The 22,011-nt window shown below is 61.9% G+C and carries 27 protein-coding genes; 15 read left to right on the forward strand and 12 right to left on the reverse strand.

The annotated features are described in order from the left end of the window. Nucleotides 1–2: 2 nt before the first annotated feature. From D2N39_RS21405 to D2N39_RS21425, 5 genes are all read right to left on the reverse strand, one after another. Nucleotides 3–530, reverse strand: coding sequence for a DUF6634 family protein (locus D2N39_RS21405; protein ID WP_119136789.1), 528 nt, complete (start codon nucleotides 528–530; stop codon nucleotides 3–5). A 10-nt stretch (nucleotides 531–540) separates the two neighbouring features. Next, nucleotides 541–1,446, reverse strand: coding sequence for a nucleotidyltransferase domain-containing protein (locus D2N39_RS21410; RefSeq protein ID WP_119136790.1), 906 nt, complete (start codon nucleotides 1,444–1,446; stop codon nucleotides 541–543). Between the two features lie 6 nt (nucleotides 1,447–1,452). Continuing rightward, nucleotides 1,453–2,298, reverse strand: a complete 846-nt coding sequence (locus D2N39_RS21415) for a metallophosphoesterase (RefSeq protein WP_119136791.1) — start codon at nucleotides 2,296–2,298, stop codon at nucleotides 1,453–1,455. A gap of 580 nt (nucleotides 2,299–2,878) precedes the next feature. Then, nucleotides 2,879–3,292, reverse strand: coding sequence for a hypothetical protein (locus D2N39_RS22740; protein WP_147373533.1), 414 nt, complete (start codon nucleotides 3,290–3,292; stop codon nucleotides 2,879–2,881). 31 nt (nucleotides 3,293–3,323) lie between these two features. Beyond that, nucleotides 3,324–3,698: a hypothetical protein gene (locus D2N39_RS21425; protein ID WP_119136792.1), complete on the reverse strand. Its 375-nt coding sequence runs from the start codon at nucleotides 3,696–3,698 to the stop codon at nucleotides 3,324–3,326. Nucleotides 3,699–4,338: 640 nt separating this feature from the next. Between D2N39_RS21425 and D2N39_RS21430 the strand changes: the two genes are divergently transcribed. The 5 genes from D2N39_RS21430 (at nucleotide 4,339) to D2N39_RS21450 (ending at nucleotide 7,865) form a co-directional block, all read left to right on the forward strand. Then, the gene (locus D2N39_RS21430; protein ID WP_119136793.1) at nucleotides 4,339–4,791 is read left to right on the forward strand and encodes a helix-turn-helix domain-containing protein; all 453 of its coding nucleotides are present in this window, start codon (nucleotides 4,339–4,341) and stop codon (nucleotides 4,789–4,791) included. Further along, nucleotides 4,788–5,366, forward strand: coding sequence for a PIN domain-containing protein (locus D2N39_RS21435; RefSeq protein WP_119136794.1), 579 nt, complete (start codon nucleotides 4,788–4,790; stop codon nucleotides 5,364–5,366). Before D2N39_RS21430 ends, D2N39_RS21435 begins: the two co-directional genes overlap by 4 nt. Nucleotides 5,367–5,501: 135 nt before the next feature. Continuing rightward, nucleotides 5,502–6,203: a hypothetical protein gene (locus tag D2N39_RS21440; protein ID WP_119136795.1), complete on the forward strand. Its 702-nt coding sequence runs from the start codon at nucleotides 5,502–5,504 to the stop codon at nucleotides 6,201–6,203. Continuing rightward, nucleotides 6,200–7,567, forward strand: coding sequence for an ADP-ribosylglycohydrolase family protein (locus tag D2N39_RS21445; RefSeq protein WP_119136796.1), 1,368 nt, complete (start codon nucleotides 6,200–6,202; stop codon nucleotides 7,565–7,567). Before D2N39_RS21440 ends, D2N39_RS21445 begins: the two co-directional genes overlap by 4 nt. 70 nt (nucleotides 7,568–7,637) lie before the next feature. Beyond that, the gene (locus D2N39_RS21450; protein ID WP_147373534.1) at nucleotides 7,638–7,865 is read left to right on the forward strand and encodes a hypothetical protein; all 228 of its coding nucleotides are present in this window, start codon (nucleotides 7,638–7,640) and stop codon (nucleotides 7,863–7,865) included. Between the two features lie 40 nt (nucleotides 7,866–7,905). Here D2N39_RS21450 and D2N39_RS21455 read toward each other — a convergent pair whose 3' ends face one another. Beyond that, nucleotides 7,906–8,154, reverse strand: coding sequence for a hypothetical protein (locus D2N39_RS21455; protein ID WP_119136798.1), 249 nt, complete (start codon nucleotides 8,152–8,154; stop codon nucleotides 7,906–7,908). 197 nt (nucleotides 8,155–8,351) lie between these two features. On the opposite strand from D2N39_RS21455, the gene D2N39_RS21460 reads away from it, so the two are divergent. Further along, nucleotides 8,352–9,077, forward strand: coding sequence for an 8-oxoguanine DNA glycosylase OGG fold protein (locus D2N39_RS21460; protein ID WP_119136799.1), 726 nt, complete (start codon nucleotides 8,352–8,354; stop codon nucleotides 9,075–9,077). A gap of 221 nt (nucleotides 9,078–9,298) precedes the next feature. Here the strand turns inward: D2N39_RS21460 and D2N39_RS21465 are convergent, their stop codons facing one another. The 5 genes from D2N39_RS21465 to D2N39_RS21485 form a co-directional block, all read right to left on the reverse strand. After that, nucleotides 9,299–10,618: a Fic family protein gene (locus D2N39_RS21465; protein WP_119136800.1), complete on the reverse strand. Its 1,320-nt coding sequence runs from the start codon at nucleotides 10,616–10,618 to the stop codon at nucleotides 9,299–9,301. Between the two features lie 194 nt (nucleotides 10,619–10,812). Beyond that, nucleotides 10,813–11,028: a WGR domain-containing protein gene (locus D2N39_RS21470; protein ID WP_119136801.1), complete on the reverse strand. Its 216-nt coding sequence runs from the start codon at nucleotides 11,026–11,028 to the stop codon at nucleotides 10,813–10,815. 2 nt (nucleotides 11,029–11,030) lie between these two features. Further along, nucleotides 11,031–11,636: a tyrosine-type recombinase/integrase gene (locus tag D2N39_RS21475; protein ID WP_119136802.1), complete on the reverse strand. Its 606-nt coding sequence runs from the start codon at nucleotides 11,634–11,636 to the stop codon at nucleotides 11,031–11,033. A 160-nt stretch (nucleotides 11,637–11,796) separates the two neighbouring features. Beyond that, nucleotides 11,797–12,006 carry a COG3415 family protein gene (locus tag D2N39_RS21480; RefSeq protein WP_119136803.1) on the reverse strand — a complete coding sequence of 70 codons (210 nt, stop codon included), beginning with the start codon at nucleotides 12,004–12,006 and terminating at the stop codon, nucleotides 11,797–11,799. Between the two features lie 115 nt (nucleotides 12,007–12,121). Beyond that, on the reverse strand, nucleotides 12,122–12,328 hold the full coding sequence (locus tag D2N39_RS21485) for a hypothetical protein (protein WP_119136804.1): 207 nt from the start codon (nucleotides 12,326–12,328) through the stop codon (nucleotides 12,122–12,124). Between the two features lie 92 nt (nucleotides 12,329–12,420). Between D2N39_RS21485 and D2N39_RS23720 the strand changes: the two genes are divergently transcribed. From D2N39_RS23720 to D2N39_RS23005, 3 genes are all read left to right on the forward strand, one after another. Then, complete coding sequence (locus D2N39_RS23720; protein WP_407645611.1) at nucleotides 12,421–12,852, forward strand: Uma2 family endonuclease; 432 nt, start codon at nucleotides 12,421–12,423, stop codon at nucleotides 12,850–12,852. 36 nt (nucleotides 12,853–12,888) lie between these two features. After that, nucleotides 12,889–13,167 (forward strand): hypothetical protein, encoded by a 279-nt coding sequence (locus D2N39_RS21495; RefSeq protein WP_119136806.1) that lies wholly within the window; start codon nucleotides 12,889–12,891, stop codon nucleotides 13,165–13,167. Nucleotides 13,168–13,393: 226 nt separating this feature from the next. Further along, on the forward strand, nucleotides 13,394–13,552 hold the full coding sequence (locus D2N39_RS23005) for a hypothetical protein (RefSeq protein WP_158589901.1): 159 nt from the start codon (nucleotides 13,394–13,396) through the stop codon (nucleotides 13,550–13,552). A gap of 392 nt (nucleotides 13,553–13,944) precedes the next feature. Here the strand turns inward: D2N39_RS23005 and D2N39_RS21510 are convergent, their stop codons facing one another. Further along, nucleotides 13,945–14,631 carry a ParA family protein gene (locus tag D2N39_RS21510; protein WP_119136809.1) on the reverse strand — a complete coding sequence of 229 codons (687 nt, stop codon included), beginning with the start codon at nucleotides 14,629–14,631 and terminating at the stop codon, nucleotides 13,945–13,947. A gap of 355 nt (nucleotides 14,632–14,986) precedes the next feature. On the opposite strand from D2N39_RS21510, the gene D2N39_RS21515 reads away from it, so the two are divergent. From D2N39_RS21515 to D2N39_RS21540, 6 genes are all read left to right on the forward strand, one after another. Beyond that, nucleotides 14,987–15,877 carry a replication initiation protein gene (locus tag D2N39_RS21515; RefSeq protein WP_119136810.1) on the forward strand — a complete coding sequence of 297 codons (891 nt, stop codon included), beginning with the start codon at nucleotides 14,987–14,989 and terminating at the stop codon, nucleotides 15,875–15,877. Nucleotides 15,878–16,251: 374 nt separating this feature from the next. Next, a complete protein-coding gene (locus D2N39_RS21520; protein WP_119136811.1) occupies nucleotides 16,252–16,434 on the forward strand; it encodes a hypothetical protein in 183 nt (60 codons plus the stop codon). Further along, complete coding sequence (locus D2N39_RS21525; RefSeq protein WP_119136812.1) at nucleotides 16,431–17,987, forward strand: type I restriction-modification system subunit M; 1,557 nt, start codon at nucleotides 16,431–16,433, stop codon at nucleotides 17,985–17,987. The genes D2N39_RS21520 and D2N39_RS21525 overlap by 4 nt, the downstream gene beginning before the upstream one ends. Next, nucleotides 17,984–19,150, forward strand: a complete 1,167-nt coding sequence (locus tag D2N39_RS21530) for a restriction endonuclease subunit S (RefSeq protein ID WP_119136813.1) — start codon at nucleotides 17,984–17,986, stop codon at nucleotides 19,148–19,150. Before D2N39_RS21525 ends, D2N39_RS21530 begins: the two co-directional genes overlap by 4 nt. 3 nt (nucleotides 19,151–19,153) lie before the next feature. Then, nucleotides 19,154–19,864, forward strand: coding sequence for a hypothetical protein (locus tag D2N39_RS21535; protein WP_119136814.1), 711 nt, complete (start codon nucleotides 19,154–19,156; stop codon nucleotides 19,862–19,864). Next, nucleotides 19,864–22,011: type I restriction endonuclease subunit R (locus tag D2N39_RS21540; protein WP_147373535.1), on the forward strand; the 2,148-nt coding region annotated here is incomplete at its 3' end. The genes D2N39_RS21535 and D2N39_RS21540, both read left to right, overlap by 1 nt.

Below are 22,011 nucleotides of genomic sequence, written 5' to 3' on the forward strand. Positions count from 1 at the left end.
CATCAGTGCAGCCGATCATCGAACCGGATCGGCTCGACCGCCGGCGAGACAACTCCGTCGGCCTGCATTTTGTACAGGGTCTCCGGCGCATGCTCGCTGAGCAAATAGTAGCGATTCCATGTCCTGGCCCAGGTGAGATCAGGAGATAGCTGCATAAGGACCGAGGTGCGTGTTCTGGCGCCCCACCTCAGCAGCGGATGCCCGGTTGATTGTCCGAGCAAAAAGGGTGTTGTGTGCAGCCTCACGGCGCACCACTGGTGCAGGACCGGTGCCCGGTCCAGCTCTTCCTGCGAGGGCGCCGTGGAACTCAGGTTCCCCACACGGTTCAGGAAACGGCGCACCTTGCCCGCCAGATCCTCCGGATGGTCATCTGCGTAGAGGTCGTCCCGGTCGTCGTCGTACAAATTTTTGAAAACGGATGTGAACTGCGCGATGGTCTGTTCCGGGTGTGCCGGATCAAAGAGCGCGCGCAGGACTTCGAGCTCGTCCCACAGTGGCCGGTAGGGATCTAGGAAATCATCAAAATCCATCGGGCATCTCTCAATCTTCGTGGGTTTTCGGGTTTCTGGTGGCCGCGATGAGGTCGCGCAGCGGCACAATCTGGCCGTCCCGGATCATCTTGAGGCGGTCTAGAAAGTCACCGCTGTAGAGGTCCGGAAAGTGCAGATCGACCTCGACCCCCTCTTCCCGCGCGATCTCCTCGGCTGCGTCCCATAGCTCCCGCTGCACCTCGCGTGACACCTCTCCCGGTACGAGCAGGTCAAGGTCAGATCTTGGATGGACCCGGTTTTCCACGAGGGAGCCGAACGGAACGACTGTGTGCCCTCGGTCGTGGAAGGCCTCCTCGATGCCGCTTAGCGCGCGCTGGAGGGCTCGTTCCCGGGCCCTGGCGCGCTCCATCCGACCCGCATGCTGCGCAGCGAACGCCGGGTCGGGTGCTTGCCCGTTTCTGAGGGTCCCGCCGGTGATCCAGACGTCGAGCGCTGTAAGAGCGTCGATCAGCAGCGGCGCAACCCTAAGAGCTGCCGCATGACGCCGCCGCTGAACCTCAAGGTTCTCGTCCAGTTCAAAGATCGGATCGAAGTCCGGATCTGCCGCGACTTCTCTCAGCAAGTCGGCCAGATCTGGCGGCAGGACCGGTCTCCGGCCCGAACCGGACCCGGTGAGCTGGCGCAGGGCATCCTCGTACCAGCCGTCATCATGGTCCGGCACGCTTCCGTCTATGACCAGACATAGCGTCGTTACGATCGCCTCGCAGTTGCGCAGCACGCCGTTCAAACCCCTGAACAGGGCGACACGTGCGAGGCGTTGTTGTATGTTCTCGGACAGCCCACTGGGGACCTCTGCTAGAGTTCGGTCCAGATGCGCCAAGCGTTCGGAGAGGCCGTCTAAGCGGAGCTGGATGGGTTGGAGAAGGTCGGACCTGAGGCGGCATTTCGTTTCCATCTCAACTCAGTCCGTCTCAAAAAACATGAGCGGCCCCAGTTCCAGGGCATGGGTCCCTAGCTCTTCAGGATATCCCAAGGACACGTTTTTGATCACGGTCCGGCCTACGTGCGCACCACACCGCCGGTGCGAGTGCCCGAAAAACCAGGCATCGGGCTGCGTCTCTCGGATCAGGCCATCAAGATTTGAGTGGAAGGACGGCGTGAGGGCATCAATCACGCCGACCGCAGTCGCCGGACTCGGACCGTGATGAGACACGACCACAGTCCTGCCCTCGTGGCCGGAAAAATGAGGTTCCCGCAGAGCCGCGGCCAGCCAAGCGCGATGGTCTAGATGTAGCGCCAGCGTGTCTCGTGGTGTGATGGGGCGCGTGTCCTGCCGGTCGTAGGGTAGACCAGGCGCAGTCCCGATCCTGATCCGCCTGTAGTCATTCATCACACGCCCGGCCGTTTCCACTGCTTGCCGGACATCACAGGTCAGCAAAAAGTCGGTCCAGAGCGTGCAACACAGGAGCCGCGTATTCCCGATCCGGACCTCGTCTTTTTGGGCGAAACGTGCGCCGGCGTCCGAGCACAGCTCTCGTAGTACATGATCACCGTCGAGCCGGTGCCCGTAATAGCAGTGGTTGCCAGGGATGATGACGATTTTTGCGGGATTGATGAGCCGGCCCAAGCGTTCGAGGATCCCCGGCCAGTTCCGGACCGGATCATTGGCGAGGTCTCCCGCGATCACCAGCAGATCCGGCCGCCGCTTATGGATGACGATATCCAGCCCAGTGGCCGTCAGAGGATCAACGGCCCACCGGGTCCAGCTGTCAAAATGTAGGTCGGATAGCACGGCAATCAGGGGCATACGGGTTCTCCCTGTCAGTGCAGAATCTGGGGATCGGCCGCCCCGAGCCGCTCGAGGATGCGCCGGATCTGTCGCAAGCTGACATGCCCCCGCCCGGCGTCGTCGATGACCGCCTTCCGGGCCAGGCGCATGTGTCCTCGTCGACTTCCGCGTCGCACTCGCGCAGATAGGACCAGGTACGTCGGGGGAGCCATCTTGCCGTCTTCTCCGCAGGCACGAAGAACCGGCGCACAACATAAGCTGTGCGGCGTCCAGCGCCGATCTTGATTTATTGAATATCCTCGCTTCAGTGAGGCGTCTGGGCCGTCAGACTGACCGAACCATATCGAGAACAGGCCAGCCTGTCAACGTGTGATGTAACTTAAGTCATTGAATTTATTTGTATTTTGCAAAATACAAATAACTCGCTACAGATCTGGAAACGGGGTCAGCGTCGTGGCTGGCAGCGTTTCCCTCCGCCCTGTTCAAGGGGGCGCCGGTCGCTGACCTGTCCGGATCCGACTATGAGATCCGGGGCGCTCTCGACATGGTCTTTTCCGGCTTCTGGACATCTGGAAGCGCAAGACAGGAAAAGAGAGGGTCAAGGTGCCGGGAGGTCCAGCTCGCTAAAGCTCGGAAACCTTACCTCGCCGCACATCTTCTCGAAGTTCAGGACAACGTCGATCTCATCGCAGAACGCCTCGATCGCTTCCTCCCCCGGGACTCCCCGTAGCCGGTACCGGTCCGTATCGGTCAGCCGGTCGGCGATCCCGGCGAGCAGCTCCGGGCTCATGTCGTTATTAACCGTCGTAATGAACCTCTGCAGGTTCGCGCTACACAGCCCACTTATCCCGTCCAGGGAATACGTGGCTGGGCGCCCCTCCTCCAGCACGATCCCCGCATGGGCGAGAAGCGGGTGCATCGCCGGATCGTGCCCGGCCGGAATACGGACCATCCGCAACGGTTCGGTCAGCGTGTAAAAGACCCTGATTGACATGTTTTCCTCTCTTTGCATCGCTAACTCCTCAGAGCGATAAACGGTTCGCTCAGGGTTCTGGCGTGTCAGAAGGGTCCGATTCCGGGACATCATCGAAGTCAGTCCGGATCTGGTCGATCCGGGTCCGCATCGCCGGCGGGACCCCGAAGCGGCGGGCCGGGCTGTTCAGCTCCTTGGCGAGCGCGGTCAGGGCCTCGCGGGTCAGGTCGTTGCCGACCGTGGTCAGGAACTGCCGGATCAGCTCGGAGGTGCCGGTGATCCCGGTCATCGCCACCTCCACCTTGCCGCCCAGCTCGCAGGCGAGGCCCGCATGCGACAGGAGCGGCTCCTCGGCCGCGTTCACCCCGGGGCCGATCTGGATAAGGCGGATCTCTGAATCGACCGGGGTGACGACGATCAGCGGGAACTCGGGACGGGCAGGCATGACGCATCTCCTTTTCTGTTGTGGCCACAACAAGAAAATCCGCCGGGCACGTGAAAAACCGAAACGGAATCTACAGAACTCACCCATAAATCTTTGATGAGAAATGTTTTTTCGAAACCAGTGCGCGTCCGCGTCAGAGCGACATGCATGGCGCGCGACCTCAGGGCTGGGTCGGTTACTCTTGGCTTGAGAACTGAACGAGGGCATGTCCGGTCCAGCCAAGCTAGCGACCGGTCCCTCCTTTCTTGTAACGCCCTTCGGGTCCGTAACGGGAAAAACTCAAAAAAATCAACCGTGTAACAGATTACAGGAAAATCCAGGGATAAATGGGTTGTGGGCGTGCGCCTATGTGCGCCTGCGTGTGCCTGTATGGGCGTGTGCGCGTGTACTTATATATTTATCTATGTAACACCCATAGATAGAGATAGAAACATTCCTTTCCTTTCAATGATTTAGGTCTGTTACAAGGCCCCGTAACAGGGCCGTAACGGAGCGTTACTGTAACATGTCGTAGGCTATGACGGCTCCTTGTGGACCGGCCCAGGATCACATCATTTACACTTATTTCGATTGTTTCGACTATTCCTGTTGCGTCATGTCTCATGGCGCTCCATATCTGATAAAAACCGGAGGGAGACCCATGTCCAAGATCGACCATGGTGGGCTGATGGAGCGACCGCCCACGGCAGATGAAATCGACAGTGCAGCCCACGCGGCCACCGCCATCGCAGTGGCGATGGAGCTGGATGGTGGGCTGCGGATCTCTGGGGAAAACGGATCACCGGTGCGGATCGCTCCGGCCGTGGGCCATCTGATCATCGAGCTGCTAGGACACGTCGCCAGCGGCAACATGGTCACGCTCGTACCTGTCGGGACAATGCTGACGACCCAGCAGGCGGCCGACATGCTGAACGTTTCCCGGCCGCATCTGACGAAGCTGCTCAAGGAGGGTGAGATCGACTTCGAGGAGGTCGGGAAACACAGACGCGTCCCGCTCGACGCCCTGATGGCGTATCGGGACCGCAAGAGGCGCCGCCGCGAAGATGTTCTCGACGACCTCGCCCGTCTCGGGCAGGAATTCGATCAGGGATGAGCATTGTTGCGAACCCCTTCGTGGTGCTCCTGGATGCGAACGTCCTGTTTCCCTTCCGGGTCCGGGACGTGCTTCTGACCTTTGCGCATGAAGGGCTTTTTCGGGCCCGTTTCACAGACGACATCCTCGATGAATGGACCCGGAACCTCATCCGCCTGAAACCGCACCTAGAAACCAGCGTGCGTCAGCAAGAGGCGATGATACGAGAGGTTTTCGACGAGTGCTTCGTGACCGGTTACGGGCCGATCATCCCCAGCCTCGATCTTCCAGATCCCGGGGATCGCCATGTTCTGGCCGCCGCGATCCGGGCCTCGGCGCAGGTCATCGTCACGGAGAACCGGCGCGATTTCCCCGCCGCCGTCTTGGACGAATACGGGATCGAGACGCTCGGAGCGGATGACATGCTGGTCAGTACCTACGAGCTGTTCCCGTCTGAGGCTGCGCGGGCGCTCTCCCGGGTCCGAAAGAGATACCGGACCCCGCCGATGACGGCTTCGGAGTTCCTGTTTGATCTGACGAAGTCGGGGTTGCCCAAGCTGGCTGCGACCCTGAGGCGTGACATCGAGGCTCTATGAGACCCTCTTGCGACATAACCCAAGCGGTAGGCTGCTTGGCTGGTGCCTGTTGTACAACCTTCGTCATGTTCTGGAAGGCGCTCGGGTCGCCTTCACAGGGCTGAACCCAAACCCATGACAGCAGGGAGAATCTGGATGGACGATACGGTGGGCACCCTGTCGACGGATTTCGGCACGGCCGCGCTTACGGGGGGCAGGCTTCTTTGTATCGGCGATCTGGACGATGCGGCAACGGCGCTGCACCTGTTCGGAGAGGTGGTCCAAACCCTCCACCTGCTCACTGGGCCGCTCAAGCAGGATGGGAACCTCGGCCCCTCCAGCCCGTGCGACCCGGAGTTGACCCAGCAGTTGGAGCGGTCTGGCTGGATGCGGCTGGACCCGGGCATCGCCGTCGGCACGGGTGCCGAGGGGGCGCTCGTAGCGGAAAGTGCATGGCAGCGGAATGGGCTGGACCATAACCTGCGGGTTGTCATGGACCAACGTGACCTAGGCGCGGCACTAGACGGGACGGGCGGGCCGCTTGCGGTCTTCGTCGGTGGTCCCGACAGGTGGCGGGACGAGACCTGGTCGCGCTGGCCCGGTTTCTACCGCGTGCTGGATCGCCTGATGGACGGCGGGTTGCTTGTCATCCGCGGTGCGGGGACAGCACCGCGCAGCGGAAGGGTCTACCGACGCCATCGTCCGCTGTTCGACGCGAAGGATTATGCAGCGCTGCATGGGTGGAACGGGTTGATCGGTGTCGAGTTCCGGAACGTCCTCGGGCTGCGCTTCCGCTGCGTCGACTGCGTGGGGGAGGCGGACAAGCGGCACGTGATCTGGCAGGTGCGCCGGACATGACGCACCCCGACATCGTGTTGTCTGTCGCCTCCGGCGTCCTGCGAGTTGTCGCGCCCAGCGGGAATGACGGCGCGGCAGCGAACGTATCTACGCTCCGCGTCGCCCTCCGAACCGCCGGTGACGCCAAGGGAGAGAGCCGGGAGGTCCTGGCCTTGCCTAGATCGCCCACCGAAGACACCTGGGGTTCGGTCGGCCCCCGGGTTCACCGTTGGCTGGAGCAAGGTGGTATCGTCGAGATCGAACGGGGGTCCGACCCGAAGGACGCCGTAACCTACGCGGGGCGCGTGCTGCGTGAGCGCGGGCAGAGCCTCGAAGGCCTTGCCTCGGCTGGCGGCGACGTGCCCCCATTGCCGGACCCGACCCCACGGGCAGAACGTCTTCGCGCGATGCTTGCTGCTGGGGCTCTCGGCGATGCGATGGGCGCGGAGATCGAGTTCCTCGACCTTGCGTCGTTGAGGCGACGCCACCCGGACGGCATCCGCCACCTGCCCGCGCACCGGGGCACGACCGGAGCGATCACCGACGATACGCAGATGACGCTCTTCACGGCGGAAGGATTGATCCGGTCCGCAGTTCGGCAGGCGCAGCGAGGCATCTGCCATCCCGCGTCAATCATCCATCACGCCTACCTCCGGTGGCTGGTCACCCAAGGCGTCGCCCCACGGATCGCCATCGATGCGGACGAGATCGGTCTGTTCCGCGACCCGCGGCTACAGGCCCGTCGCGCGCCCGGAAAAACCTGCCTGTCCGCCCTCGCCACCGCGCGCAGTTTCGGTATGGCTGCGCGTAACGACAGTAAGGGGTGCGGCGGCGTTATGCGGCTTGCGCCGATGGTTCTGCTGCCGGGGCGCGCGGTCGAGGTCTCCGGTCTTACGCACGGACACCCTGTCGCAGCCTTGGCGGCGCAAGTCTGGATCGAGCTTCTGTCGGCGGCGTGGAACGGCACTGACCTGCGGGCAGCGGCCGAGCGCCTGGCCACAGATCAGGACAACCCGGCGACCCGGGCCATCGCCGCCGCCCTTGCGCTGCCGGGGGACCGGCAACCCGAAACGGTGGAGCGGCTGGGCGGCGGCTGGGTGGCGGAGGAGGCGGTCGCCATCGCGCTCTACGCCGCGCTCCACGCGAGGGATCTGGACGAGGGCCTTCAGACGGCGCTGCTGCACTCGGGCGACAGTGACAGCACGGCGGCGATGGCGGGTAACCTGCTGGGGCTGCTGTTCCCTGACCAAGTGTTCACGCATCCGCTTCAGGCGATGGTCGAATGCACGGACCTGATCGACCGGCTCGCGCGGGATCTGGATGCAGCCTTTACGGCAGAGGGCGTGGCGGACCCGGCGCTGTTCCGGCGCTATCCCGGGGTGTAAAGCACTTGTGCCGGCCGTGTCAGGTGCGAAGGAAATGCGCTATTCTGGCGCTGAGATTCAGGAAAGAAACATGGAACACAAGGATTTCGAACTGACCGACCTGGAGCTGGCGAAGATCAATCAGATCCTCCGGGGGATCGCGCGGAGCGACTACGCTTCTGAGGGTGAGCCCGTCAGCGACCTGACCGTCACCTTCGCGTTCGCAGTCCCGCTGGGCCGCATGATCTCGGTTTCCGTCTCGGGCTCGCCCGCCGTTGATCTGGACGATGTGGTGCTCGACCCCGCGGAACCCGGCTGACAAGCCGTCGGGATCCGCGGTGGTTCAGGAACTGGTCAGGTCAGGCTGGGTCGCGGCGCAGATCGAGGCGGGCCCGCCCCTGCGCGAAGTCGATTGTCATCTTCGTGACGACGCAGGGATGCTCGTCGACCGTCAGCATCCGGTCACCACGCACCACAACGCCCAGAAGGTATTCCAGTGAGACCTGACGCACCTGGACGGCGGGTACCCCTGCAAGTCGGACGGACAGCAGCACATTTTCCGCGGGATCGAGTGATGCCGGAAGAAGAAGATACTCTGGTACGTTCATTTCCACTCCTTTGTGTCGAAACTCTATCTTACGGATAGACCTGCTGGTCCTTTTGGAAATTCGGGAATTGGCGCTTGTTTTCCGGATCTTACGCGGCTTGATTGATTACCGAAATTCTAGGCGAACGACACACGAATTATTTTTCGCCGGAGGCGGCGGCAAGTTCCTGTGATGGGAATGGGCGGATCGAGGGGACCATGGCAGTATCTGCGCATCTTCGGGGACACGGCACCCCGATCAATGTCGAGAACTGGCGCCGCTACGCCACGTCTCCCGCGTTCCAGGCCACCTTCCCGATGATACTCGAGGTTGCCTACCGCCCAGGGTGTAACCCGCGTTCGGACCACGTCCTCACCCGGGGCGACGTCGAAGCATTCTTCCGCCGCTCCCACGCCGCCGGGATCCATGCGACGATGGTCTGGGGCTATCCCCGCGGGCGGTTTCCCGGCGGGCGGGGGTTCGCGCGGATTTTCGACCGAGCGGAAGCGATTGGTATTCTGCTGGAAACGGCGCGCGCTGAAAGGCTTCCCGCGGACCGGATCTGCGAGATGTTTTCCTCTCTGGCGGATGCCGAAGGCCAGCCGATCGGCATGGGGCCATCCACCTTCACGAAGCTGCTCTACTTCGCGGGCGTCACAGCCGAGGAGGGTAGCTGCCTGATCTACGACCAGCGCGTCATGCGGGCGATCACAGGCGGCTCCGTGCCGCTTCCTGATGACATCTGGACCGAAACCCGTCGGCTGCTCGGCCCGCCGGTCCGGCACGTACCGCAAGGCCGACACTGCGCCAGCTACGGTCCCTTCCTCAAGGCCGCGGAGGACCACGGGAGCCGCCACGGCAAGACCGCCGACGACGTGGAGTTGTGGCTGTTCGAGAATGCTCCCGGCGCCAGGCCCAGCTATACCATAATTGACGACGTATGAAGGGTCGGCACGCCGGAACGCGGTGGTCGCAGGGTACGGCGGGCGGTGGAACGTCAGTATAGCTGGTGGTCAGTCACGACAAAACTTCTGGTTACTATCAGCCGGTCAAAAATGGTCGTTTCTGACCGGACCGCCCTGCCCTACCGGATTTCAACAGGTTGACCGGGACAGAAACCCAATGACGAAACCAGTTGGGTTTACAGACACGCAAGCGTCATGAATCACACACCCCGGTTGGCAGCGTTCCTCTCTCGGATATCCACCTCCGTGACCCCGTACAGGAAGGCGGAGGCGGGAGAGGCCCGATCCGCCGTATCGGTGAGGATCTCGGCCATCTTGTCCCTGTCAGCTTCGTTCAGGTCCCCAAAAACCTCATCGACCAAGCCTGGGATCCCCGCGTCCGGTGTCCTGTCGCGAAACAGCCGCCCCAACGCCTCCGCGATACGGCCCCGTTCACGCAGCTCCAACCCATGCGGAACCCGCTGGACGGTCACCGCCTGGATGTAGTCCGGCGCCGTCATCTCATAGGACCCGGCGATCGCCTCCCCGAGAAGACCGGTCGCGCCGACCTCATAGAACTCGATCAGCCCGAGGATGTAGGGGGTCTTGTCGATCCCGATGAAGGAGAGCGGGGGCAGACCCGCCCGGAGCAGCGGCTCGTTCGAGAGGAGCCGACCCATCCGCTTGTTCCCGTCCCCGAAGGCTTGCAGGTAGGAGAGGCCCGCGAGCAGGAGGAACGACGCCTCGAACGGGTCCTCGACCTGACCGGCCTTGGCGAGAAGGTCGCTGAGGCCGGCCGTGAGCAGAACATAGTCTGAGGAGGGGCGGTAGCTGGTCGCAGAGATCTGCACCGCGCCCCTGCGGACGCTGCCGAGGTCGGCCGGGTCCAGCAGATCCCGCATCATGAGGACGTGTCGGCGCTGAACGGACCCGGCGTCCGGGAATGCGCCATCGAGTCCCTCCATCATCAGGGAGATGGCCGCCTTGTGGTTGAGGATCATCGCCGTCTCCAACCGGTCCCGGCCGGAGGCGCTTTCACCGTACTTGATCAGCATCTCCGTCGAGAGATGATCATAGGTGTTCCCCTCCAGGTTCGAGGACGCCCACGATAGGTCGATCAGAAATCTCTCCGCGATCGCCCTGCTGTATGTGGAGGCATCAAGTCGCTGTCCCCCGGCCTGTTCCACGGCGTCCCGCATCCGGGCGGCTGCCTCCTCAGGGAGCCAACGTGTCTGGTTCGGCACATAGCCGCCGATCCGGCCGGGGTCGTAGGGGATCGGAGTGCGCCGCCTGGGATCCGTCGCCACGCGTCGCGCGTCCTGCGTGAGCGAGAAGCGGGCACCCCGGGTCTCCCCCTCCTTGAGGAGAAGGCCCCGGTTGATCAGCCCGGACATCACCCGGGACATCGTCGCCTGACTGGGGGCGTCGCGCATGCGGGACATCAGCTCGCGCTGGCTGACCGGGCCAGCGGCACGTAGCAGGGCTTCGATAACCGCACGCTCCTGCGGGGTCAGATCTCGGATCTCGAGGATGGCATGCATGGGGCTAACTCATATATTCATTATTTATTCATGTAGCGCGGTTCCGGCATCCATACAAGGTCCGTGAAACAATCACATCTCTCAAGACACTGTAATACAAACATACTTCTCGAAATACCCGTTCCTGAATGAATGAAGGATAAATTCAGGAGAGCGTAGATCAACGCAGTCCCGAACAGCCGGCCCGGCCCCGGCTACTCGTAGCCCCGCTTCGCCTTCTTCATGAGGATGTCGAACCGGGCGTCCTTCGCGGCGGCCTCGGTGTCGTACCAGTCGACCCGGACCTGCCCGGGCTGGCCGATCCGGCCCCATTCCCGGATCAGGGACCATTCCCCGAAGAGGCCCGGCATGATCTCCATACGGTAGAACCGGTGGACGTTGTTCGGTGGGTCGATCCGGGTCAGGTCCATCCCTACCCCCACATCCGCGTCGCGATGTGCTGTTCTTCCTTCCCGACCGCGTCCGCATAGACCGCGGTGGTGCTGAGCTGCGCGTGCCCCATCCATTTCTGGACCATGTGGAGCGGCACCCCGTTCACCGTCGCGTTGATCCCGAACCCATGACGCAGACCCTTCGGGCTGCGGTTAGGCCCATCCGGGATCCCCGCCTCCTCCATCACGCGCGTGACGATCTGCCAAGTCCGGACGCGGGAGATATCCCAAATCGGGGTGACAGCCCTCTTCCTGGACTTCTGGGCCTCCCGGATCGCATGAGCGATGTCGAGAGTATCGAGGAACTCGGGCGGTACCGGGACAGACCGGAACACGACCTTCTGCTGACCCGAAGCGTCCTTGCGTTTCTTGAGGCTGCGGATCGTGATGGTTCCACCGAAGAGGTCGACCCGGGCCGGGGTGATCTCCAAGGCCTCCGAGGGGCGGCACCCGGTCCAGTGCAGGACCTCACACAGGGTCCGGTCCCGGGCGGTCTGGCGGCGGGCCGCGGCGAGGAAGGAGTCGCGCTCTTCCGCGTTGAGGTAGAGGCGTCGGCCGGTGGTATCGTGGAGGCGCATTTCGGACATAGTGAACAGTTTACCCGAATACTGTTAAACAAGGAATCCCGAAACACCCCCCTGCCCCGCTGATCCGGCGGTCCGGGCGGCCGGGTGAGGGGCGGGCGGTTAACACTATTAGTAATAGTGTTAAATCGAGTCTGAAACGGCCCCCCATGGCGTGAGAGGGTCACGCCGCCTTCGGGTTCCGTTTCGCAAACAGGGCCTGCCACCCAGCGACGCTCGCCTCATCCAGATAAAGAAGACCCGCCACGTCTTCCGTACTCAGCCCCTCCGCCAGCAGGAGCAGCGCATTCGCCATCCGCGCCTGAATGAGAGCTGGATCCTTGGCGTTCAGGGTTTTCAGCAGGGTTTCGCGGTCATGTTCAGAAAGGTGCATCGGTGAACTTGGTCATGGTTGATGGGAAGGTCCCACTGACACGCCCGTTTATGAGACGCAACGCACCCGCCGCACCTGCGGAACCGGTTCGCAGGTCAGTGCCGCGATGTTCTAGTCAGGTTTTCGGATCATCAAACACGAATTCAACGTGATCCGGCTTGTATTTCGGCTTGAGGCCGATGACGTCTTTCCGGAACCCGCGAAATACGAGGTTCTCCCGCTGGAGCTCGGACGGAGAGATCTCACCCTGGCGGAGCCGCTCTTCATCCCGCTCCCGGGCGCGGGCCTTCGCGGCTGCTCTGTTCGTGATGATCGCAGACATCGCAGCGCTCCCGACTATACTGACAAACGATGCCCCAGGTGAGGCGTGTCCCGCAAGGAGAGGGTGCTGCCATGCTGTCGAACCGCCGCCCCATGACCGAGCCTGAATTCGCCACCTTTCTCCAAGCACGCGAGAACCGGTGGGAACTGCTCAACGGCCAGCCGGTGATGATGGCCCCGACGACCCAACGACACGCGAACCTCGTCGCCAACATCCTCGCGTCTCTTCACAGACAGCTGCGCGGGACCGGATGTCGGCCGACCTGCGCGCGGACGGGTGTCGGCACCGGAGAAACGACGATCCGGTACCCGGACCTGGTCGTGGACCGTGGGCCGCGAGTGGATCTGGCGATGTGCGCGACCTCCCCGACCCTCGTGATAGAGATCCTGTCACCTGCGCGCGATTATCCACCGGCGCGACGACCCCGGGTGGCGCGATCACATCTGCACCGGAACGGATCTGGTCGTGGAGATCTCGGAAATTGGGGCCGTGCTCGCTGTCGGCGACGTGTATGCTGGGCTTGAGTTCAGTCATCGCGTCGACGGTATCAGGGGGAGCAGATGCTGACACCGGACCAGGCGACGGCTGTCGCCGAATATCTCGTGGCGAACACGCCTGGCGCCTCCGGGGAGCTCGAGCATAGCCATATCTCCGCGTGGCAGATGTCCTGCGAAGCCCTCGAGGCGCTCGGGTATGCGACCGAGACGGCGCGCGGCGCCCTCCTCCGCCCTACCCCGGCGCTTCCCGCTGTTCTCCCCAAGTGGGACGATGCGGCGTGCGTGGTGCTCTCCGTTGCGGCGCAGACGGGCGGGAGCCGGCTCAGGCATCCCCGGTCCTAGCACGGCGGATCCGGAAACCGCTGCTCTTCTAGCCCTGCTCGGGCTGATCTCTGGCGGGGGATGGACGGACGCGGCGGTTCCGGTCCTGTGGCGCACGGAACCGGAGGAAGCCCCGCCCCCCGGTGAAGAGGCGTTTTCGGCGCAGGTGGACCGGGCAGTCGCCGACATCCCGGCTGCGATCCGAGACCAGATCCACGCCATTTATGCCGAACATAGTGACAGGTCCGTGCGTGACTACCTCGTCGACTGGATTTTCTTCGAAGCCTGGCGGTGGGGCGATGGATGGATGACAGACGAACGCAGCGGGGCGCGCCTGGGTGTTTTTCACGATCACCTGGCTCAAACAGTCAGAGCGGCAGTGGTCGAGCGAATGATCGCGACGTAAGGAGGTTTCCGAGAGAGTGTCAGGCCGATCAACCGGTCCGGCCATAGCGTTCCTCAAGGAGCTCGACGGCCTTCTCCAGCGTCTCGCCCAGTCCCCAACCCATCCGATCCGCTAACGCGCAATAGGCCGCGATCGTCTCCGGCCGAGCTTTAAGGTTAAACTGGGCGTTCCGGCCCGTGCGGCGTCGACGTTGCGTTGCCGTCTCCCCTGCCCCATCGGCGGGCTTCTCAGTCGTCCTCGGCTCACGGCTCCGAAAGCCTGCGGCTTCCGCGGCCCGACTAGTCTCTCCGGACGGCGAACGCGGCACCGGCGTCTTTCGAGGCTGGAACTCGCTCAGGTCGAGATCGTCCAAAGGGTCTCCGAAGCCCAAATCCACGCGATTACGGCCCATCTTATTTCACCTCCGCCGACGCCTGAGCGGCCTTGAGGCGAGCGAGAACCTCCCTCGCGAAAGCCCTGGCGTTCTCAACCGCCTTGTCGAGATTGCTGACCTGGTCCCGGTCCAAGTCTTCAAGCAAACCGCCGTAGTCCAAGATGTCCCGATAAGCTGCCCGCTCAACGATCGACGTTTCAAAAACCGGGATACCCGCTTGGTCTAGCTGATCTCGCACGTTCCGGAGCGACCGGGACGCCACGGCTGCGCTGGTCCGGGTCAGGAGAACCGCATGCGCGATCTCCCGTCGTGCCATGCGGGCCTGGTTCCGAATGAGGCGGATCGTCTTCGCAGCTCCCTTGGCGTCCATCGAGGCTCCCTGTGTGGGTATAATTACCAGATCGGACATGCCGATCGCGTTAGCCACCATGAGACTCGCCGTCCCCTCCAGATCAACGACGACAAACTGAGCCTCGGCGGCGGCGGCCTCGATCTGATCGACGATCGAGTCCTCAGTCACATCACTGGTGATCGTGACGTTGGCTGGCCGGCCCGGAAGCGCGCCCCATTGCGAAATCCACTTCTCTGGATCCGCGTCAATGATCGCCACAGTTGCGCAGCGGGCGGCCAGCTCAGATGCAAGCAAGAGCGCAGAGGTGGTCTTGCCTGCGCCCCCTTTTGGAGTCGCGAAAACTATGACCGGCATGAGCAATCCCTCTTCAAGAGTTCTGAATCCCCATCGTATACTAGCTGATAGCTACCAGCTAGCTGTAATTTAGCTGATAGCTATCTAGTAGCTATCAGCTACTACGCAACAACACTTATACTACAACCTTTGATCGGCACATGAGCCACTCTGCGCTGAACGACTATCAAAAGTGAGGAATTCGGGGCGCGAGAAACAGGAACCCGATCAACGATCTAACGTGTTGATATAATTTATTTTCTGAGGCCTAAATCTCGCAAAAACACGTCACAAGTGTGAGGGATTCGGGGAAATGTGAACAGGATGAGCAAATATCCTTCACATTTAGGCGGGTTACTATATCCTGCATCTTGTTATGAAGCAGGATCAGGACACAACACTTAAGGTTTTTGACCTGAAACCGCGTCGGGATCAGGCGGTGAAGCCTGCTGAGCTGATCCAGATCACGGGCCACCAGGCGCTGACTCTCAACGCCCGCCGCTCAATCACTATCCTCTGGCACAACGCCCACATGCAGGGGGTGGCGGAGGGGAGGGACTACACGATCGAGATCGACGATCTGAAACCCGACAATCACAAGGGTTATGAGCAGGTTGAAGAGGCGATCGAAGCGCTGATGACGAGCATCCTCAAGGTCCGTCTGCCTGACGGACGGACCCGCCGGGTGCAGTTTCTCGGGGGGAACGACCTGGATGACCCGGAGAGACCAGCTGGGGTCCTGAGCTACAGCTTCGACAAGCGGCTCGTCGAAATCCTTCGAGACTCTGCCATCTGGGGGAAGATATCCCTCCCGGTCTTGATGGCGTTCAGCTCAAAATACAGCGTCAGCCTCTATGAGCACATTAGCCAGTGGACCGGACTGAGCAGAAAAAGCTATCAGGATCTGACGCTTGAGGAGTTTCGGGACCTTTTGGGCGTAGAAGAAGGGAAGTACGCCGCGTTCGGCGCCCTGAACAAGCATGTCATCAAGCAGACGGTCATGGAGTTGAACGCGTTGGCGTCTTTCAGCGTGACGATCGTTCCGGTGAAGACGGGCAAGAGGGTCACACACATCAGGGTCGGATGGTGGCAGAAGGAGAAGGACGAGCTGGACGCAGCATGGCGTGAGGTCCACCGTTCGAAGGTCGGCAGAAAGGCCAGGATCGCAGGAACAGCGACCACAGTGACAGACCCATATCCAAGCCAGAACCGGCTCGCGCGGAAGGGCAGGGGGGAAGTCACTCAGCTGATCGACGAGAGCGAGTAAACGCGTCCCGGCCTGTGGATAACTTTGACCTCCTTCCCCGAAAACCTCATATTAACACCCCGGATCCCTCATAGTACCCCCCGGAAACTTCACACTATCCCCCGAAAACCTCACCGGAGTCCCCGAATCCTTCACATTTAAACGCGTAACATTCTGATTAAAAAAACAAAATCGACCCTGAATCTTAGAATCTTGAATCTTGAATTAAAGAGAACAGTCCAGAACACGGGAAAGGGGAGGGGAGCGGCCACATAACGGACGCAAACAGATGTGGAGAACAGAACCTTCTCGCATGACAGGATACAGGCATGAGGTTACCTTGAAATAAAGAAATCCACCTAAGAATACAGCGTAGTGCATGCGGAGACCCAAAAATGGCTGAGAAAAATCAGGACGAGGATCCGAAGCTCGATGAACTTGTAGCCCTGAACTTCAAGATAACCGAACGGGAACGGCGCGAGTTCAAGGTATGGTGCGCATCCAGAGGGCTGACCCAGACTGAAGCGTTCAAGATGGGGTTCAAGCTATTGAAATCAAAAGAAGATAAACTCGAATGACGGACGAGCAGAAACACAGTCTCGAGAAGGCCCTCTGGGGCATCGCGAATACCCTCCGCGGGAAGATGAACGCGGACGAGTTCCGGGACTACATCCTCGGGTTCATCTTCTACAAATACCTGTCCGAGCGGCTCCATCTCTACGCGGACGAAGCGCTGAAGGAGGACGGGATCGTCTTCGCTGACATCGACGAGACCACCCCTGAGGGCCAGGAGCTCCTGGCCGCGGTCCAGGACGCCAGCACCGAGGCGCTCGGCTACTTCCTGAAGCCGTCCGAGCTGTTCAGCGCGGTCGCTGCGCGCAGCCGGAAACCCGGGGCCTTCGTACTTCCGGAGCTCGCGACGATCCTGGGGAACATCGAGCGGTCCACCATGGGCACCGCCTCGGAAGAGGACTTCGACCACCTGTTCGAAGATCTGGACCTCACCTCCACCAAGCTGGGCCGGACCGAGGAGGCGAAGAACGCGCTCATCTCGAAGGTCCTGACCCACCTGGACGGGATCGACTTCCGGCTCGCGGACACGGATTCCGACGTGCTCGGGGACGCCTACGAGTACCTGATCGGCATGTTCGCCTCCGGGGCCGGGAAGAAGGCGGGGGAGTTCTACACCCCTCAGGCGGTATCGACCGTCCTCGCCCGTATCGTCACGACCGGAAAGGAACGCCTGAGATCCGTCTATGACCCGACCTGCGGGTCCGGGTCGCTCCTCCTGCGCGTCGCGCGCGAGGTGCGCGAGGTGAGCGACTTCTACGGGCAGGAGATGAACCGGACCACCTACAACCTGGCCCGGATGAACATGATCCTGCACGGGGTCCACTACCGGAACTTCGACCTGCGCCAGGACGACACGCTCGAGAACCCGATGCACGAGGGGATGACCTTCGAGGCGATCGTGGCGAACCCGCCTTTCTCGGCGAACTGGTCCGCGAAGGACCTGTTCAAGACCGACGACCGGTTCGCCGATTACGGCCGGCTCCCGCCCGCCTCCAAGGCGGACTACGCCTTCGTCATGCACATGCTGCACCACCTTGATGACAAGGGGGTGATGGCGGTGGTCCTGCCGCACGGTGCCCTGTTCCGGGGCGGGGCGGAGGGGGTGATCCGGGAATACATCATCCGCGAGAAGAACTGGCTCGACGCGGTGATCGGGCTGCCCGCGAACATCTTCTACGGGACCGGCATCCCCACCTGCATCATGGTGTTCAAGAAGTGCCGTGAGACGGAGGAGGTCCTGTTTGTTGACGCTTCCACCGAGTTCGTGCGCGGGAAGAACCAGAACTGGCTCGATGAGCCGAACATCGACCGGATCGTGAACGGGTTCCGGGACCGGGTCGAGACCCCTCGGTTCAGCCACCTCACCACCCGCGAGGAGATCGCGGCGAACGACTACAACCTGAACATCCCGCGCTACGTGGACACTTATGAGGCCGAGCAGGCCGTGGACATGAAGGCGGTGACCAAAAACCTGACCGCACTCGATCAGGGCATGGCCGAGATTGACGCGAATATCAGGAAGGTCTGCGCCCAGCTGGGGCTGGAGGCCCCCGTATGAGCGCGCCGGAGATCCGCTTTCCAGAGTTCAAGGAGCCTTGGCGGCCGACCGTCGCGGGGGCCGCGTTCAAGCACAGCCGCGCACGCGGCAAGGCGGGCCTTCCCATCTATTCCGTGACACTCGACCGGGGGATGGTCCCGCGCGACAGCCTCGACCGTCACATGGAGTCGGACGCTGCGGACGGCCAGAACCTCCGGGCTCAGCCGGGTGATGTCGTCTACAACATGATGCGGATGTGGCAGGGGGCCGTCGGCGTGGCTCCTGAGGAGTGCATGGTCAGCCCGGCCTACGTCGTTCTCAGGCCCAACAAGGAGACGAACCCGCAGTTCTTCAACTACTGGTTCCAGACCTCGCGCATGCTGCACAAGCTGCGCTCCTACTCTCACGGCCTGACGATGGATCGTCTGCGCCTTTACCCGGACGATTTCGCGAAGATCCCGCTGCACCTTCCCAGCCGGGCGGAACAGGACAGGATTGCGGCGTTCTTCGAGGATATCGACGCCAAACTGGCCGCCCTGCGGGAGAAGGCGGACGGGCTGCGCCAGTTCAAGGCGGGCCTGATGCAGCGGCTTTTCTCGCTGCAGCTGCGGTTCACGCGCGAGGACGGGTCGGACTTTCCGGAATGGGAGGAAAAGAGGCTGGTGGATATCACCGCCGTGAATCCACCGAATGAGGTTTTCCCTGATGTTTTCTGGTACGTTGATTTGGAGAGTGTCAACGCCGGACGCTTGAGTGATCCCAAGAGAATGGAACGAATAAATGCGCCTAGCCGAGCCCAACGGGTTTTGAAAGCAGGAGACGTGCTCTTCCAGCTTGTGCGACCGTATCAAAAGAACAACCTCCTGTTTCAGGAGGATGGTGATTACGTTGCCTCAACCGGCTATGCGCAACTTCGGGCCCGAAATAGTAATTCTTTTGTTTTTCACCTGCTGCATACTGAAAAGTTTGTCAGGGATGTGTTGGAACGATGTACGGGTACCGGGTACCCGGCAATTACTCCAGTAGAACTCGGGAAAATCACAGTCGCTGTTCCCTGCCCGGATGAGCAAGAAAGGATCGCCTCCGCCCTCGACGCCCTCGACGCCAAAATCGACGCCGTGGTGGACCAAATCGCCCACATGGAGACCTTCAAGAAGGGGCTCCTCCAAAAGATGTTTGTGTAACCCATGAAATTTACCGAAAACCAGCCCTCCCTCGAGCAGCTTCAGACCCGGATCGAAACCTGGATCGTTGAAACCTTCGACCGGCCCCCTGAAGCAACAGAGGTTGATATCGGGGTGGTTGATCATCCCGTCGAATTCGCGATCCGGATGCAGGCCTCCCCATCCGAGGCCTGTGATCTTTGGTCACGGCTGATCCGCCATGCCTGGATCCACCACTCCGTATGGGACGGGGAGGTTCTTCAACTGAAGGAAGTTGGGCGTGAATACCCTCAGGATTTCGACACTTTTAATCCCGATGGGGGACCAAAGGCACGGGGGTCGATCTTTCTTCTCTGGCCCCGTTTCATGGGTCACAAGGTCCATCTTTGCCTGTTCGACGGGCTCAACCCGAGAGGCGGGTTCGTTCTTGAGCGTCCGGACCCCGAGGGGCAGGCCATTCTCGACCAGATCGGGCAAGCGTCCATTCACCGTATCCTCAGGTCCATCCGGCAGGGGGATCGGTCCTGGCCCAACCCCTGGCTTGAGGCGCTTTGCCATGAGGGACCGCTGACCGAAGAGCAGGCGTTTGAGATGAGGTCAACGATGCATCACTCCGATGCGGAACGTCTCATCCGCATGATCCGGATGGTTGAAACGGGCTCGTGGGAGCGTGATCACATTGACCCGGATTACGTTCGGGAGAAGCTGAAGCTGCTTGATGAGTACCGCCCGTAATGTCCGTCCAGTCCGAAGCTCAGCTTGAAACCGAACTGGTGACCCGTCTCCAGGGGCTCGGCTGGGCCCCGGTCCGGCTCCCGGACGAGGGGTCCCTCACCGCCAACCTGCGCGCGCAGCTCGAGGCCCATAACGGCATCACCATGACGGACGCGGAGTTCGCACGGGTCCTGAACCATCTTGACAAGGGGGGCGTGTTCGACCGGGCCGAGACCCTGCGGGGGAGGTTCCGGCTGGACCGGGACGAGGGGGATCCGGTCTGGATCGAGTTCCTGAACACGGAGCATTGGTGCCGGAACCGGTACCAGGTGGCGACCCAGATCGGGATCGAGGGGCGCCGAAAGAACCGCTACGACGTGACCCTCCTGATCAACGGGATCCCGCTCTGTCAGGTGGAGCTGAAGCGCCGCGGGGTCGAGCTGAAGGCGGCGTTCCACCAGATCAACCGGTACCAGCGCGACAGCTTCCGGGCCGCACGGGGCCTGTTCCAGTACGTCCAGGTCTTCGTGATCTCGAACGGGGTGAACACCCGGTACTACGCGAATAACCGACACCAGTCCTTCAAGCAGACCTTCACCTGGGCGACCCCGGACAACACGCCGATGAACCGGCTGGGGGACTTCGCGGACGCGTTCCTGGAGAAGTGCCACCTCTCCAAGATGATCTCGAAATACGTGGTCCTGCACCAGAGCGACAAGCTCCTGATGGTGCTGCGCCCCTACCAGTATTACGCGGCCGAGCGGATCCAGGAGCGGGTCGAGCAGGGCAGGAAGAACGGGTACATCTGGCACACGACCGGGTCCGGGAAGACCCTCACCTCCTTCAAGGCGGCGCAGAACCTGATCGCGCTGCCGAAGGTGGACAAGGTGGTCTTCGTCGTCGACCGGGCCGACCTCGACTACCAGACCACCAAGGAGTTCAACCATTTTCAGCCCGGCTCCGTGGACGGGACGGACAACACCCGCCAGCTGGTGACTCAGCTCGCGGACCAGAACACCAAGCTGGTGATCACCACGATCCAGAAGCTGAACACGGCGATCTCCCGGGACCTCTACGGGCCCCGGCTCGAGCACCTGAGGCGGGGCCGGGCCGTCTTCATCTTCGACGAGTGCCACCGGTCCCAGTTCGGCGACACCCATCGCCGGATCCGGGCCTTCTTCGAACGCTGTCAGATGTTCGGATTCACCGGGACCCCGATCCTCAAGGAGAACGCGATCGGGAAGCGAACCACGAAGGACCTGTTCGACGAGCGGCTGCACGACTACGTCATCACGGACGCGATCCGGGACGAGAACGTGCTGCGCTTCTCTGTCGAGTATCTCGGCCAGACCAGCGCCCCGGTCACGCCCACGGGCGACGAGAAGGCGGACCGGAAGGCGCAGGCGGAGCGGGACCGCGCGCTCGAGTCCCGCGCCTTCTACGATCACCCGGACCGGATGAGCCGGGTCGTGGACTGGATCATTGAGAACCATGACCGGAAGACCCGAGGCCGCCAGTTCGGGGCGGTCTTCGCGGTCAGCTCCGTGGACGCGCTCTGCGCCTATTACGACCTCCTGGAGGCGAAGCGGCTGGCCGGCCAGCATGACCTGAAGATCGCGACCATCTTCACCTACGCGGCGAACGAGGAGGACCCGGACGCGGACGGGCTGATCCCGGACACGGAGTTCCCCGCAGATAACGGGGGCGGAGACAACCCGAAACGCGACAAGCTGACGGGCTACGTGGCGGACTATAATGCCCTCTACGGGGTCAACGAGTCCGTCCGGGACGGGAAGGGGTTCTATTCCTACTATCGGGCGCTCGCGAAGCGGATGAAGGCGCGGGACCGGAAGGATTTCACCCCGGACCAGGGGATCGATATCCTCTTGGTCGTGAACATGTTCCTGACCGGGTTCGACGCAAAGACCCTGAACACCCTCTACGTGGACAAGAACCTCCGGTACCACGGGCTGATCCAGGCCTTCTCCCGGACCAACCGGACCCTCGGCCAGGTGAAGTCCCAGGGGAATATCGTTTGTTTCGTAAGCGACGGCCACGCCCCATTGATTTCGCGCTTGCGCGGTGGGGCGAGTGGAGAGAGCGGAGGTCGGTTGGTAGCTCGTCAGGGACTACGAGACGAGGTCCCTATGCACCCCGGCCCTGCTGGG

The sequence above is a fragment of the Gemmobacter lutimaris genome, assembly GCF_003570715.1.
Taxonomy (GTDB): Bacteria; Pseudomonadota; Alphaproteobacteria; order Rhodobacterales; family Rhodobacteraceae; genus Gemmobacter; species Gemmobacter lutimaris.